The 14,529-nt window shown below is 70.7% G+C and carries 12 protein-coding genes and 1 pseudogene; 5 read left to right on the top strand and 8 right to left on the bottom strand.

Annotated features, from left to right (window positions below):
• Positions 1-5 precede the first annotated feature (5 nt).
• On the bottom strand, positions 6-1,832 hold the full coding sequence (locus IE318_RS33645) for a DUF8508 domain-containing protein (protein ID WP_189906449.1): 1,827 nt from the start codon (positions 1,830-1,832) through the stop codon (positions 6-8).
• Between the two features lie 298 nt (positions 1,833-2,130).
• On the opposite strand from IE318_RS33645, the gene IE318_RS33640 reads away from it, so the two are divergent.
• The 4 genes and pseudogenes from IE318_RS33640 to IE318_RS33625 all read left to right on the top strand — a co-directional run.
• Positions 2,131-3,576, top strand: a complete 1,446-nt coding sequence (locus IE318_RS33640) for an amino acid adenylation domain-containing protein (protein WP_189906447.1) — start codon at positions 2,131-2,133, stop codon at positions 3,574-3,576.
• A 449-nt stretch (positions 3,577-4,025) separates the two neighbouring features.
• Positions 4,026-5,474: an alkaline phosphatase PhoX gene (locus IE318_RS33635; protein ID WP_189906445.1), complete on the top strand. Its 1,449-nt coding sequence runs from the start codon at positions 4,026-4,028 to the stop codon at positions 5,472-5,474.
• A gap of 76 nt (positions 5,475-5,550) precedes the next feature.
• The gene (locus IE318_RS33630) at positions 5,551-6,741 is read left to right on the top strand and encodes an LAGLIDADG family homing endonuclease (RefSeq protein WP_189906443.1); all 1,191 of its coding nucleotides are present in this window, start codon (positions 5,551-5,553) and stop codon (positions 6,739-6,741) included.
• A 76-nt stretch (positions 6,742-6,817) separates the two neighbouring features.
• Positions 6,818-7,348 (top strand): annotated as a pseudogene (locus tag IE318_RS33625) (TROVE domain-containing protein); the annotation flags it as partial.
• Between the two features lie 40 nt (positions 7,349-7,388).
• Here the strand turns inward: IE318_RS33625 and IE318_RS33620 are convergent.
• A complete protein-coding gene (locus IE318_RS33620) occupies positions 7,389-7,814 on the bottom strand; it encodes a nuclear transport factor 2 family protein (protein ID WP_189906442.1) in 426 nt (141 codons plus the stop codon).
• A 94-nt stretch (positions 7,815-7,908) separates the two neighbouring features.
• On the opposite strand from IE318_RS33620, the gene IE318_RS33615 reads away from it, so the two are divergent.
• Complete coding sequence (locus tag IE318_RS33615; protein ID WP_189906440.1) at positions 7,909-8,484, top strand: TetR/AcrR family transcriptional regulator; 576 nt, start codon at positions 7,909-7,911, stop codon at positions 8,482-8,484.
• Positions 8,485-8,514: 30 nt separating this feature from the next.
• Here the strand turns inward: IE318_RS33615 and IE318_RS33610 are convergent, their stop codons facing one another.
• From IE318_RS33610 to IE318_RS45510, 6 genes are all read right to left on the bottom strand, one after another.
• Positions 8,515-9,753 (bottom strand): TerD family protein, encoded by a 1,239-nt coding sequence (locus IE318_RS33610; RefSeq protein ID WP_189906497.1) that lies wholly within the window; start codon positions 9,751-9,753, stop codon positions 8,515-8,517.
• A gap of 131 nt (positions 9,754-9,884) precedes the next feature.
• Entirely contained in the window at positions 9,885-10,874 is a 990-nt protein-coding gene (locus IE318_RS33605) for a zinc-dependent alcohol dehydrogenase family protein (protein WP_189906438.1), read from the bottom strand.
• Positions 10,871-11,698 carry a carbohydrate ABC transporter permease gene (locus IE318_RS33600; protein WP_030180008.1) on the bottom strand — a complete coding sequence of 276 codons (828 nt, stop codon included), beginning with the start codon at positions 11,696-11,698 and terminating at the stop codon, positions 10,871-10,873. Before IE318_RS33600 ends, IE318_RS33605 begins: the two co-directional genes overlap by 4 nt.
• Positions 11,695-12,633: a carbohydrate ABC transporter permease gene (locus IE318_RS33595; RefSeq protein WP_030180017.1), complete on the bottom strand. Its 939-nt coding sequence runs from the start codon at positions 12,631-12,633 to the stop codon at positions 11,695-11,697. Before IE318_RS33595 ends, IE318_RS33600 begins: the two co-directional genes overlap by 4 nt.
• A complete protein-coding gene (locus IE318_RS33590) occupies positions 12,630-14,003 on the bottom strand; it encodes an ABC transporter substrate-binding protein (RefSeq protein WP_189906436.1) in 1,374 nt (457 codons plus the stop codon). Before IE318_RS33590 ends, IE318_RS33595 begins: the two co-directional genes overlap by 4 nt.
• 87 nt (positions 14,004-14,090) lie before the next feature.
• On the bottom strand, positions 14,091-14,529 hold a 439-nt coding region (locus IE318_RS45510), incomplete at its 5' end, for a DeoR/GlpR family DNA-binding transcription regulator (protein WP_373311351.1).

The following is a 14,529-nucleotide window of genomic DNA, read 5'->3' as shown; positions in this document are numbered from 1 at the left end:
CCGACCTACGGGCGGAACCGCAGCACCTGCGGGTCGTGGTCGCTGATCTGGTCGTGGAACTCCGAGTTGATGTGCACGCTGTCGTACTCGAAGTCGCAGCCGCGCCGGATCGCCGGGCTGATCAGGATCTGGTCCAGGACCTGCTGATTGCCCTGGTAGTCGTAGGTGTAACGCTCGCTCCTCGGCAGCGACTTGATCGCCGACCACAGCTCGCCGTCACCCTCGAGGATCTTCGCGGTGCCGGAGAACTCGAAGTCGTTCATGTCGCCGAGCGCGATGACGTTCGCGTTCTTCTGCACGGACAGGATGTCCTTGACGAACGCGTTGACCACGGTCGCCTGGGCGTGGCGCTGGATCTCCGAGCTGCGCACCGGCGGCTGGTACTGCGCGGCCAGACCCTGGTCGCCGCCCTTGGAGTTGAGGTGGTTGGCGATCACGAAGACCGTCTTGCCGCGGAAGACGAACTCGCCGGCCAGCGGCTTGCGGCTGTTGCTCCAGGCAGCGTCGGCCGGGTCGACGCGGCCCGGGGAGGCCGTCAGCTGCGCCTTGCCGTGCACCATGGTCACGCCGACGGCGGTGGTGGAGTCGCCGCCGGGACGGTCCACGAAGGACACCCGCTCCGGGTTGAAGAGGAACACCTGGCGGATGTTGCCGCCCGGCTCGCCGCCGTCCTGGTCGTTGACCGGGTCGATCGCGCGCCAGTCGTACTTCGGGCCGCCCGCCGAGACGATCGCGTCGATCAGCTTGTTCACGGTCTCGCTCGCGTCGACCGTGCCGTCGTCCTCGGCGCCGTTGTCGTCCTGGATCTCCTCCAGCGACACGATGTCGGGCGACTGGAGGTTGTTCACGATCGCGGAGGCGTGCTTGTCGAACGTGGTGTCCGACGGGTCGAGGTTCTCGACGTTGTAGGTCGCCACCGCCAGCTCGCGGCTCGACTGCTTCCGGGTCGTCTCGCGCTCCAGGCCGCCGCTCATCAGCGTGCCGAGCTTGCTCGCGACCAGGGTGTAGCCGCCGTACTGGTTGAAGTCCAGCGGGCCGGTGGTGGTGCCCTCCAGGGTGTCGCCGACGTTCGCCACCGGGAAGTCGGCCGTCGAGCCCAGCGACTGGATCTGCAGCCGGCCGGTGTTCTGGGAGTCGTAGGAGCCGTAGACGGTGCCGCCGCGGGGGCTCGGGTGCTCGTGCGGCTTCACCGTCACCCACAGCTCGCTGTACGGGTCGGTGGCGGTGACCACGCGGGCGTCGGCGACCTGGACGTTCATGCCCTCCAGGGACTCGTAGTAGTCCAGGGCGTACGCAGAGGGGTCCAGGGTCAGGCCGTTGACCGAGCCCGCCGCGGCGGTGTCGCCGGTGGGGGCGTACGCGTCCGGCACCGAGTCCTCGTCGACGACGACCGGCGCCGGGACCGCGTTGCCGGTGGAGACCGTGGTGATCACCGGCTTGGTGATCTCGGTGACCGACTGGTTGCCGGAGGACGCGCCGCCCGGGACGAACTCCGAGACCGTGCCGGTGACCGTGACGGAGTCACCGACGGCGACCTTCGGGGTGGAGCTGGTGAAGACGAACACGCCCTCGCTGGTGGCCGGGTCGTCGTCGGGGGTCGGGTCCTGGATCCAGAAGCCTCTGGAGGAGCCGTAGGTGCGGGTGGCCGTGACGATGCCGGGCACGTCCGTGACCTTCTGGCCCGCGAACGGCGATATTCGGGTCGTGCCCTGGATGTCGTGGATGCGCACCGAGTCGGCGTGCGCGGGCGTGGTGAGGACGACGGCCGATGCCGCCGAGCACACGGCGGCGACGGTGAGCGCGGCGAGGCGCGCGGAAGACCTGCTCGGCAAGGGATCCCTCCGGGGACGTGCGTGAGCGCCGGGACGAGGGTGGAACGGAAGCGTGCCGGGGCTCAGGCCCTGTCGTGACACGCGTAGAGCCGAGTGAACAGTTGTCCCCCCAACGTCTACGCGCGTCAATCTCCTGCCTGGCGACGGGGGTTGTCAAGGTTTCGGCCCTGTACGGCCGCTGACGGCAAGATGAACCGGGCGGCATCGGTGGAAATCCGTCTAGGCTGAGCGGTTGAGTCGTCAAGGCCCCCAGGCCCGCCCACGTCCAGGCCTCCAGGCCCGCTAGGAGAACCAGCCGATGTCAGACAGGTCCCCGTTGCCGCCGGTGCGGCTGGCTTCCGAACCGGAGCTGGCCCGGGACGCCCTCGCCACCCCGCTGCTCTCGCGCGCCGCCCGGCTCGCCCGCTGGGCCGGACCCGCCACCCGGGTCGACGCCGGCGGAGTGCTGGTCGAGGAGCAACTGCCCGAGGCGGCCGGGGTGCTGGGGCTCGACGGGGACGACGCCGCGGCCCTGGCGAGCGAGGCCTGGCGGATCGCCGTCGACACCGGACTCGTGGAGATCACCGAGGAGGAGGAGGGCACCGTCGCCGCCGGCGCCGAGCTGCGCCGGCTCACCGGCGGCTCGCCGCAGGACGTGCTCGATGTGTGGCTGACCGCGCTGGAGGCCGTGCTGGCCGACGCGAGCGTGCCCGACCTGGAGGGCCTGATCGACGCGATGGACGAGGGCGGCGCCGTCGACCTCTCCGCGCTCGGCTGGGACCCCGACTCCGAGGCCGATTTCCTGGACGGCGTGCTCGCCAACCTCTATCTGCTCACCGCCGGCGAGGACGGTCCCGCCGGCGGCCCGGTGCCGCTGCCCGCGCTGGCCGCCTCCGTGATCGTGCCCGGCGACATCGCCGAGCCCACCAACGACATGCTGGAACAGGTCTCCGACGCCATGATGCGGCTGGACGAGCAGTTCCGGCTGCTGGAGCCGGCCGGACTCGTGGAGTACCGGCCGGTGGACGAGGCGCTCCTGTCGGACGCCGAGCACGCCGAGGACTCCGCCGCCGGTCCGGCGTCCCCCGAGGACGACGTGGACGTCACGCGCTACGGCATGGTGCGGCTGACCCCCCTCGGACTGTACGGAGTGCGCGCCCGGCTGCTGGACGCCGGGCACGACGCCCCGGCGGTCGGCGACCTCGCGGACAAGGGGGCGGACGCGCTGCTCGACGGCACCGCCGCCTACCCGCCCGCCGCCACCCACGCCGAGACCGAGCAGTGGCTGGCGCGCCGCGAACCCCTCGGCGCGGCACGCGAGTTGCTCGCCGCGGCGCGCGGCGCGGACGACGGGGCCCCGCTGCGGCGGCTGCGCTGCCAGCAGGCGCTGTCCCTGGTGGGCGCCGTGGCCGAACCGGCGCTGCGCGAGGTGCTCGACGACGCCGAACTGGGCGGGCTGGCCCGGGTCTGGCTGACCGAGCGGGGCCTGCCCGACGTACCGCCGCCGTCCCAGGAGATGGTCTTCTGGCTGACCATCGACACCGTGGCCGCGCAACTGGCGGCCGAGGGGAACTCCGACGAGCTGCACGCCCTCGTGCAGGGCCTCGCCGAGCAGCACAGCGGGTTCTTCGCGGCGGCCTGGCGGGTGGACCACCCGCAGACGGCGGACGTGCTGGAGGCGATGGGGCGGCTGCACCCGGACAAGAAGATCGCCAAGGAGGCCCGCAAGGCGGCCTTCAAGGCACGGTCGGCGCACGGAAGCTGATGGCTGCCGCCGGGGCTGAGCCGGGGTGTCTCCGCCGGCGACTCGGCAGACGCGTGTCCGGTGCCCTGGGCGTCCGGTGTCCGGTGACTCGGGCGTCCGGTGTCCGGTGACTCGGGCGTCCGGTGTCCGGTGACTTGGGCGTCCGGTGTCCGGTGACTTGGGCGTCCGGTGTCCGGTGACTCGGGCGTCCGGTGTCCGGTGACTTGGGTGTCCCGTGTCCGGTGTCTTGGGCGTCCGGTGTCCGGTGACTCGGGCGTCCGGTGTCCGGTGACTTGGGTGTCCCGTGTCCGGTGTCTTGGGTCTTCCGTGGGGTTGCGTATACGGATTCATGAAACAGAGTCCGGTGAAGTCGACCGGTGTTCAGCCGTCGTTCAGGCACGGGCGGGACGGTTGCGCCGAACCGAGGCCCGCCACCCTCCACGGCAGCTTCCACCGTCTCAGGAGACACCATGTCGCTCACCCGCAGGGACTTCGCCAGAAAATCCGCGATCACCGGTGCCGGGGTCGCCCTGGCGGGCAGCGTCGGCGCGCTCGCCACCGCGCCGAACGCCCTCGCCGCCACGGACATCGACAGTGACGAGGCGGAGTCCGCGCGCGGTGGCCACCACGGCGTCGGCTACGGCCCGCTGATCGCCGACCCGAACGGCATCCTCGCGCTGCCCGCCGGCTTCTCGTACAAGGTCATCACCTACAGCGGCAGGACCAAGCTGGAGTCCGGCGAGTTCACGCCGTCCAACCACGACGGCACCGCCACCTTCGAGGGCCCCCGCGGCGCCGTCCTGCTGGTCAACAACCACGAGCTCGCCGGTGCCCGCGCCCAGTGGCCGCACCCGGTGCCGCTCACCGAGGGCCTGGTCTACGATCCGGCCGCGGCTGGCGGCTGCACCGTCGTCGAGGTCCGCCGCGGCGGCGAGGTCGCCGAGTGGGTGGGCATCGCCGGTACCGCCACCAACTGCGCGGGCGGCAGCACCCCCTGGGGCACCTGGCTGACCTGCGAGGAGACCGAGGACAAGGCCGGCAAGAACGGCTTCACCAAGGACCACGGCTACGTCTTCGAGGTCGACCCGGAGGACCACCGGGCCAACCGCGACCCCAAGCCGATCAAGGCCTTCGGCCGCTACGCCCACGAGGCCGTCGTCATCGACCCCAAGCGCGGGCACGCGTACCTCACCGAGGACGCCTCCGGCCCCAACGGCCTGCTCTACCGCTGGACCCCGCCGGAGGGCTTCCGTCACGGCCGGGGCAGGCTGCGCACCCTCGCCGACGACGCGGGCGTCCTCCAGGCGTTCAAGTGCTTCGACTCCGGCGGCAAGTTCGTGGACGACCTGTCCCGCGCGACGAGGATCGGCACGGTCTACGGCGTCGACTGGGTGGACGTCCCCGACCGTGACGCCAGGCAGGTCTCCACCCGTAAGCAGTTCAAGGACGGCGAGATCACCCGCGCCCGCAAGCTGGAGGGCATGTGGTGGGGTGACGGCGGCGCCTACATCGTCTCCTCCTACGCCCGCGAGGAGAGCCCCGTCCAGCACGACGGCCAGGTCTGGTTCTACGACCCCAAGCGCCGCACCCTCACCCTGAAGGTGCTGCTCGGCGTCAACCCCGACCCGTCGAAGGACGGCGCCTTCGACGGCCCGGACAACATCACCGTCTCCCCCTACGGCGGCCTCGTCATCGCCGAGGACGGCGAGGGCGTCCAGCACCTGTTCGGCGCCACCGAGAGCGGCCGCACCTACCCGATCGCCCGCAACGAACTGAACATCGGCACCGAGGAGGAGCCGGAGTACAGCGAGTTCACCGGCGTCACCTTCTCGCCCGACGGCAGGACCCTGTTCGCCAACATCCAGACCCCCGGCATCATGCTCGCCATCACCGGTCCGTGGAAGCGGCAGCGCCGTTAGAACAACGGGTCACTCGTACGGGTGGGCCTGTCTGATTCGGCGGCTGGCCGGTGGGCCTGGACATACGGTTTCACTCATGTCCAACTTCGACGGTCTCGCCGAGGGAACCCCCGTCTGGCTGCCGGATGGCACCGTCGCGCCTGTGGAGCGCGTCGTCACAGAAGAGCTCCCAGTGCTCGTGTTCGACAAGGAGTGGGATCTTCGGGAGGCTAAGCCCGGGCGTCCGTATCCGCCTCGGGACAGTACTGTCGGCAATCTTGTTCCTGCCCTCCCCGTGCGCTGGGCCGGCACCGGCATCCAACCCGTCTTCGCTGTCCGGCTCGCTTCGGGCCGGGTGATCGAAGCCGCAGCAAACCATCGTTGGGCGGTGCGGAGTCGTATGGGCTCACGCCGCCCAACCTGGAGGACGACGGCAGACCTGGTCCCGGGGTGTGCCATCCCTGCGCCGCTGACCGCGGGCTTCTTCGGAACTCTCGGTGACGAGTGGGATGGTTGGTTCGTCGGTTCGATGCTCGGAGACGGCAACATGACCGGGCGGACACCGACCTGGGTGGGACATGACGACGGAACTCTCCAGCAGATTCGTGACTACGCCGTCAAGCGCGGGTGTCAGGCCCGGGTGGAGGACAACGGTACGTGGCTGCGAGTTCGCCTCACCGATCCCGAGTGGCATCGCAACGCGTTGCGCGACCTGCTGATCGAGCACCAGGTATGGGGTCTCAAGGGGGAAGAGAAGCGAGTGCCAAACGTTCCGTACAGTCGGGCGTTTGTCTGCGGCCTTGTCGCGGGGCTGTTCGACAGTGACGGCTCGGTGGAGGTGCGCCAAATCGAGTTCGCCAATACGTCGGAGACCCTCGTGCGCCAGCTCGGCGACATGCTGCTTCGACTCGGTGTCCAAAGCAACATCAGCAGCAAGAGGAACAACCACAGCCCGAAGCCACTCTGGCGGCTGCGTGTTGCCGATGGACGTTCTGTCATGCAGCTGAGTAAAACTGTGAGGCTTCGGGCGCGACACAAGGCCGCCGCACTGGAGTCTTTGGCAGCACGTGGACGAGCGTCCCGTCGATCCGCGACGGGCTCCCGTGGTTACGCGGATGCCATCGTGTGGGATCGGATCGTCTCCGTCTCGCAGATGGGTGTGAAGAAGACCTACTGCGTACAGGGCCTGCCGTCTCATCTGTGGATCACGAACGGTGTTGTGACCGGAGATGGCGTCACCCCCTCCACGGGCGAAACGGTGCTGGTTCCCAGATGCGTGCGGCTTTGAGATGTGCCGGAAGCCTTGCCGGAATGTGCCGTCGCGTGCTGGACCTGCTTGCTGGAACCGACACTCAGAGATTCGCCTGACCAAGTTGCCGGCGCTGCCGGGCCGGACGCTCGTGCTGGTCGACCGCTCGGGTTCGATGTTCTGGTCGCAGGTGTCCGAGCGCTCGCAGCTCAACCGGGCCGACGCGGCGGCGATCTTCGGCACCGCGCTCGCGCTGCGCGCCGCGCACGCCGACCTCGTCGAGTTCGGTACGACCAGCAGCGCGGTGGAGTTCCGCAAGGGCGAGTCCGTGCTGAAGGTCCTGGACCGCTTCGGCAACCTGGGCGGCACCGACACCACCGAGGCGGTGCGCCGGCACTACCGCAAGCACGACCGGGTGCTGATCGTCACCGACGAGCAGTACGCCCCGAACCGCCACGGCGACCCGACCGCCCAGATCCCGGCCCACATCCCGGTCTACACCTGGAACCTCGAGGGCTACCGGGCCGGCCACGGCCCGTCGGGGAAGGGCAACCGCCATGTGTTCGGGGGGCTCTCGGACGCCGCCTTCCGGATGGTCCCGCTGCTGGAGGCGGCGCGGAACGCCGACTGGCCGTGGGCGGTCTGACGGCTCGGCGGCCGGGCCGCCCGAGGGCCCGGCCGCCGGGTCATCGCGGCAGCGCGCCGGTGACCGCGAGGCCGTCCATGTAGTCGCGGACGTGGACGAGCAGGCCGTCGCGGACCCGCATCACCAGCAGGCCGGGGACCTCGAAGGGTGCACCGGTGGTGGTCACGGTCCCGGTGACGGTCTGCTCGACGGTGATCACCTCCGGGTCGGTGGACTCGTGCACCGCCACCTCGTGGACCGCCTCCGGGCGCGCGGGGCTCGCGCCCCACAGCGCCCGGTAGCCCGCGCGCACCTCTTCGCGCCCCTGGTAGAGCGCGGGCAGGCCGGGGAAGCGGAACGGGAACTCGTGCACCGCGTCGACCGCGTACAGCTCGGCGAGGTCGTCGGCGGACTTGTCGAGGATCGCGCGGCGGTAGCGGGCCAGTACACCGCGTGGGCCGGGGTCGGCCGGGGGAGAGCTGGACATGTGTCGGACTCCGTTCGGCGGTCAACCGGGGACAGTCTCCGTTTGGTGCCCGTTAACATACGGAGATGGCCTCCGGTTCGCAAGGAGTATCTGGATGACGCGGGTCAGGCCCATGCGCGCGGACGCTCGGCGCAACTACGAGCGGTTGCTGAAGGTGGCGGCGGAAGCCTTCGCCGAGCAGGGGGAGAACGCGTCGCTCGACGAGATCGCCAAGCGGGCCGGGGTCGGATCCGGGACGCTGTACCGGCACTTCCCGAACCGCCGCGCGCTGCTGGAGGCCGCCTACGTCGACCGGATCCAGGCCATCGCCGCCCGCGCCGACGAGCTGGCGGACAGCCGGGCGCCGGGCGAGGCCCTGACGGAATGGCTGTACGAGCTGTGCGTGGGCTCGATCCAGGTGCGCGGGCTGAAGGCGCTGCTGGGGTCGGCCGTCACGGACGGCTCACCCGGCGCGGTCACCGCCTGCGCCACCTCGATCAAGGGTGCCGCGACCCGGATGGTGGAGGCGGCCCGGCGGGAGGGTGCCCTGCGTGCCGACATCGAGCCGGTGGAGCTGCTGCGGCTGGCACACGGGGTGGCGACGGCCGCCGAGCTGGCGGACGGGCACGGCGGGCAGATCCGCCGGTATCTGTCCCTGCTGATGGAGGGGCTGCGGGCGCCCCGCGGGTGAGGGCGCCCCGACCGTCGTACGGGCAGCGCCCTACAGTGCCTGGGCCGCCGGCTTCACCATGTTCCGTACGGTACGGGCCTTGACGAAGTCGCCCATGGCCGTCATCTCCCACTCGCCGGAGAACTGGCGGATCAGCTTGGCCATCATCACGCCGGTCTGGGCCTCGGCGTGGGTGAGGTCGAAGCGCACCAGCTCCTCGCCGCTGGTGGCGTCCAGGAGGCGGCAGTAGGCCTTGGCGACGTCGGTGAACTTCTGGCCGGAGAAGGAGTTGACCGTGAAGACCAGGCCGGTGACCTCCTGCGGAAGGCGCCCGAGGTCGACCGTGATCACCTCGTCGTCGCCCGCGCCCTCGCCCGTGAGGTTGTCGCCGGAGTGCTTGACCGCGCCGTTCAGGATGGCCAGCTTGCCGAAGTAGCAGCTGTCGATGTGGTTGCGCTGCGGGCCGTAGGCGATGACGGAGGCGTCCAGGTCGATGTCCGCGCCGCGGAAGGCGGGCTCCCAGCCGAGGCCCATCTGCACCCGGGACAGCAGCGGGCGGCCGCCCTTGACCAGGGACACGGTCTGGTTCTTCTGCAGGCTGACCCGGCCCTTGTCGAGGTTGACCTTCCCGGTGCCGGGCGCGGGAGCGGCGGCGGCCGGCGGGGCCGGGGGAGCGGGCGGGGTCTGCGGGGTGACCTGGGGCTGCATGGCTGGCGGCGGCGGGGCCATCGGCTGCGGCGGCGTGCCCGGGTGCGGCGGAGCGACCGGCTGCTGCGGGGCCGCCGGTGCCGGTTCCGGTTCCTCCACCGTCACGCCGAAGTCGGTCGCGATGCCCGCGAGGCCGTCGGCGTACCCCTGGCCGACGGCCCGCGCCTTCCACTGGCCGTTGCGCAGGTAGATCTCGACGACCACCAGTGCCGTCTCGGCGCCGAGTTGCGGGGGCGTGAACGTGGCCAGGACGCTGTTGTCGTCCGCGTTGCGGATGGTGGCCGTCGGTTCGATGCCCTGGAAGGTCTGCCCCGCGGCGTCGGGGCTCGCGGTGACGACGATCTTCTCGATGCCGGGCGGTACGGCCGTGGTGTCGACCGTGATCGCGTCCGGCGCGGTGCCGCCGCCCGAGCGGTAGGTCACGCCCGGGCCCGACGGCTGGTTGTAGAAGATGAAGTCGTCGTCGGAGCGCACCTTGCCGTCGGCGGTGAGCAGCAGGCCCGAGACGTCCAGTCGCACCGGAGCGGCCACGTCCACCGAGACGCGGGCGGCGGCGAGAGGGATGTTCGAGCCGGGGGTCATAGCTGTCATGTGGGGGGTAACGAACGAGGGCGCTTTACCGTTCCCTTACCTGGCGGCCCGGCCCGGCGAACGGGTGACGCGCCCCGCCCCTGCCCGCCGAACGGGCGGCGCGCCCCCGTCGCCGCCCCGGCCTACGGCACGACCACGATCTTCCGCCCCAGCCCCGAAGCGAACTGCTCCAGTGCCTCGGGGTAGCGCTCCAGCGGGATCCGGTCGCTGATGAAGACCTCCGGGTCCAGCACCCCGTTCGCGAACAGCTCCGCCGCCCGCTCGAAGCTGTGCAGCACGGCCATGGAGCCGGTGATCGTGATCTCCTGGTTGTAGATGCGGTACGGGTCGATCGTCACCCGTGTGGCGTAGTCGGCGACGCCGAACTGGAGGAACGTGCCGGCCTTCGCCACCCGGTCCAGGCCGTCCTGGATGGCCGCCGCGTTGCCGGTCGCGTCGACCACCACGTCCCAGCCCTGCGGGCGGTCCAGTTCGTCCGCGCTCGCCGCCGACGCCGACACGCCCAGCCGCCGGGCCGTCTCAAGCCGGGCCGGGTTCAGGTCCACGACGTCCACGCTCGCCGCTCCCGTCCTCTTGGCCAGCTCCAGCATCATCAGGCCCATGGTCCCGGAGCCGTAGATCAGCACATGGGCGCCGAGCCGCGACTGGAGCACGTCGTAGCCGCGCACCGCGCACGACAGCGGCTCCACCAGCGCCGCATCCTCGGTGCGGACGTGCTCCGGCAGCCTGACGCAGTTGGCCACCGGCGCCACCGCGTACCGGGCCGCGCCCCCCGCCGTCGTCACGCCGATCGCCGCCCAGCGCTCGCACAGGTTGTTGTGGCCGGTGCGGCAGTACCGGCACTCGTAGCAGTACAGGGACGGGTCCACCGCCACCCGGTCGCCGACCGAGACCTCCGTGACCTGGGCGCCGACGCCGACCACATCGCCGGCGAACTCGTGGCCCGGCACGATCGGCAGCTTGGGCGCGAACTCGCCCTGGAGGATGTGCAGGTCCGTCCCGCACAGGCCGCAGGCGGCGACCTCCACGACGACCTCGCGCGGACCGGGCGTCGGGTCCGGGACCTCGGTGACGACGGCGCGGCCCACGGACTCGATGACGGCGGCCTTCATTTCACGGCTCCCAACGACAGGCCCTGGACCAGTTTGTCCTGGGCGGCGAACCCCGCGGCGAGCACCGGCAGGGAGATGACGAGCGACGCGGCGCACACCTTGGCCAGGAACAGGCCCTGGCTGGTGATGAAGCCGGTCAGGAAGACGGGGGCGGTCTCGGCGACCACGCCCGTCAGGACTCGGGCGAACAGCAGCTCGTTCCAGCTGAAGATGAAGCAGATCAGGGCCGTCGCGGCGATGCCGGGGAGGGCGATGGGGGCCACCACCCGGGCCAGGATCGTGGGCAGGCGCGCGCCGTCGACGCGGGCCGCCTCGATGACCGCGACCGGCACCTCGGCGAGGAAGGACTGCATCATCCACACCGCGATCGGCAGGTTCATGGAGGTGTAGAGGACGACCAGGAGCCAGATGTTGTCCAGCAGCCCGGCGTTCTTGGCGAAGAGGTAGACCGGCAGCAGGCCCGCCACGGCCGGCAGCATCTTCGTGGACAGGAAGAAGAACAGCACGTCGGTCCACTTCTTCACCGGCCGGATCGACAGCGCGTAGGCCGCCGGCAGGGCCAGCAGGAGGACCAGCAGCGTCGACACCACCGACGCCACCGCGGAGTTGACCAGGGCGGGCCAGGGGCTCGCCCCGCCGCCGCTGCCGAAGAACTCGCGGTAGCCGTCGAGCGTCAACGACGCGGCGAAGGACGGCGGGTTGGTGGCCGCGTCCGCCTCCGAGTGGAAGGACGTCAGCGCCATCCAGGCGATGGGCAGGAAGAACACGATCCCGGCCAGCCAGGCCACGAGCCCCAGACCGTTACGGCGGAGAACGGCGTTCATGCGCGGGACACCTCCTCGCGGAACAGGGACGACACCACGCGCAGGGCGAAGGTCGCGATGACGATGGAGCCGATGACGACGAGGACGCCCGCGGCGGAGGCGAGGCCGTTCTCGTGGGCCTGGTAGAAGCTCTGGTACACGGTGTAGGGCAGGTTGGCGGTGCCCAGGCCGCCGGAGGTGATCGTGAACACCGCGTCGAAGTTCTGCACGATGTAGATCGAGCCCAGCAGGGCGCCGAGTTCGAGGTAGCGGCGCAGATGCGGGAGCGTGAGGTGGACGAAGATCTGCCAGTCGCCCGCGCCGTCCACCCGGGCCGCCTCGATCTGCTGCTGGTCCCGGCTCTGCAGTCCCGCCAGCAGGATCAGCATCATGAAGGGCGTCCACTGCCAGACCAGGGAGGCCTCGACGGCGAGCAGCGGGGTGTTGGATATCCAGTCCGGCTGGGGTCCGCCGACGTAGTGCAGCAGGCCGTTGAACAGGCCGTACTCGGGGTTGTAGAGCACGTGTTTCCACAGCAGGGCCGCGGCCACGGGCACCACCAGGAACGGCGCGATCAGCAGGGTCCGTACCGCGCCCCGGCCGGGGAATCGGCGGTCCAGGAGCAGGGCGAGGACCAGGCCCAGGACCAGGCTGGCCAGCACCACCGCGACCGTCAGCAGCACGGTGGTCCACACCGAGTGGCGCAGGTCCGCGTCGGTCAGCACCTGGTGGTAGTTGTCCAGGCCGGTGAAGTGGCGGGCCTTGGGGTAGAGGGCGTTCCAGTCGAAGAAGGAGATCACCAGCGTGGCCACGAACGGCAGCTGGGTCACGGCGATCATGAAGACGAGCGCGGGCAGCAGCGGGGCCCGGGTGGCCCAGGCGCGCAGCCGGGCCGAGGGCTGCCGGGTGGTGCGTGCGGGGGTGCCGGCCAGAGGGGCCGTGGTCGTGGCGGTCATCGTCCCTCGTACTCCTTGGAGATCTTCTCGGCGAGTTTCTGGGACTTGTTCAGGGCCGACTCGACGGACTGGCGTCCGGCGACGGCCGCGCTGATCTCCTGGGAGACCTTGGTGCCGAGGTCGGTGAACTCGGGGATGCCGACGAACTGGATGCCGGGCGCGGGCCGCGGCTGCACGCCGGGGTCGTTCGGCCGGGCGCCCTCGATGGCGTCCCTCGTGGTCGCCTCGAACGCGGCGGCCTCCGCGCGGTAGGCGGGGTTGTCGTACGTCGAGGCGCGCTTGCCCGCGGGGACGTTCGACCAGCCGGAGGTGTCGCCGACGAGCTGCTCGTACCCCTTGCCGGACGCCCAGGAGACGAACTTCCAGGCCTTGTCGGGGTTGCGGGAGGACTGCTGGATGCCCCAGGCCCAGGTGTAGAGCCAGCCGGAGGACTTGGTCCGCTCCACCGGCGCGGGGGCGTAGCCGACCTTGCCCTTGACGGGGGAGCCCTTGGCCTCCAGGGAGCCGGCCGCGCTCGTGGCGTCGTACCACATGGCGACCTTGCCCTGGGTCATGTTGTTCAGGCACTCGGCGAAGCCGGACTGGGAGGCGCCGGACTCGCCGTGCTCGCGCACGAGGTCGACATAGAACTTCGTCGCCTTCTCGAACTCGGGGGAGTCCAGGCGCGCCTTCCAGTCCTTGTCGAACCAGGTGCCGCCGAAGGTGTTCACCACCGTCGTCAGCGGCGCCATCAGCTCGCCCCAGCCGGGCAGGCCGCGCAGACAGATGCCCTTCATCCCGGGCCGCGCGCCGTCCGCCTTCGCGGCGAGGTCGGCGACCTGCTGCCAGGTGGGATGGGCGGGCATGGTCAGGCCCTTCGCCGCGAACACGTCCTTGCGGTACATGAGGAAGGACGACTCGCCGTAGAAGGGTTCGCCGTAGAGCTTTCCGTCGTCGGCGGTGAGCGACTGGCGCATCGGCTCCAGCACGTCCTGCTGGTCGAAGGCGCGGTCCTGGGCGACGTAGGCGTCCATGGGGTGCAGCCAGCCGTTGCGGGCGTAGATCGGTATCTCGTAGTTGGACAGGGTGGCCACGTCGTACTGGCCGGCCTGGTTGGCGAAGTCCTGGCTGATCTTGTCGCGGACGTCGTTCTCCGGCAGGACGGTGAAGTTCACCTTGATGCCGGTCTCCTTGGTGAAGTGCGCCTTGGTGAGCTTCTGCAACTCCACCATCTGCGGGTTGTTGACCATCAGGACGTTGATGGAGTCGCCGCCGGACCCGGCTCCGCCCGCCCCGACCCAGCAGCCGGAGAGCAGCGGGGCGAGCAGCGTCCCTGCGGCGACCGCGGCGAGCGTGGCCCGCGGCGGTCGTCGTCGGCTCTGGGTTCGCATGGATCGCTCCTGGACGTAGAGGGAGACGTATAGGGGGATAAGGGGCATCGGTGGGTACGAAGACGCCCGTGGGAGGGGGTGGGAGGGTCAGACCCGGACGACCTGCGGGCCGAGCAGGGCGTACCGGTGGGCCTCGGCCGCCGGGAGCAGCGTGCTGGTCACGATCGCCTCCAGCGCGCCCACCTCCGCGAACCGGCAGAAGCTGACCGCGCCGAACTTGGTGTGCACCCCGGCGAACACGGTGCGCCGGGCGGCCCGCATGGCCTGTGCCTTGACCTCGCTGACCGCGGGGTCGGGCGTGGTCAGGCCGTGTTCGCGGGAGATGCCGTTGGCGCCGATGTAGGCGAGGTCGAGGACGAAGCCGGCCAGCATCTTCGTCGTCCAGTGGTCGACGGTCGCGAGCGTGCCCGCGCGCACCCGGCCGCCGAGGAGCAGCACCGAGATGTTGTCGGCCTCGGCGAGGGTGCCCGCGACCGGCAGGGACGCGGTGACCACGGTCAGCGGCCGGTCCCTGGGCAGGGCCTCG

The organism is Streptomyces spiralis (assembly GCF_014654675.1).
Classification (GTDB): Bacteria; Actinomycetota; Actinomycetes; order Streptomycetales; family Streptomycetaceae; genus Streptomyces; species Streptomyces spiralis.
This window is presented reverse-complemented; position numbering and strand designations above follow the sequence as displayed.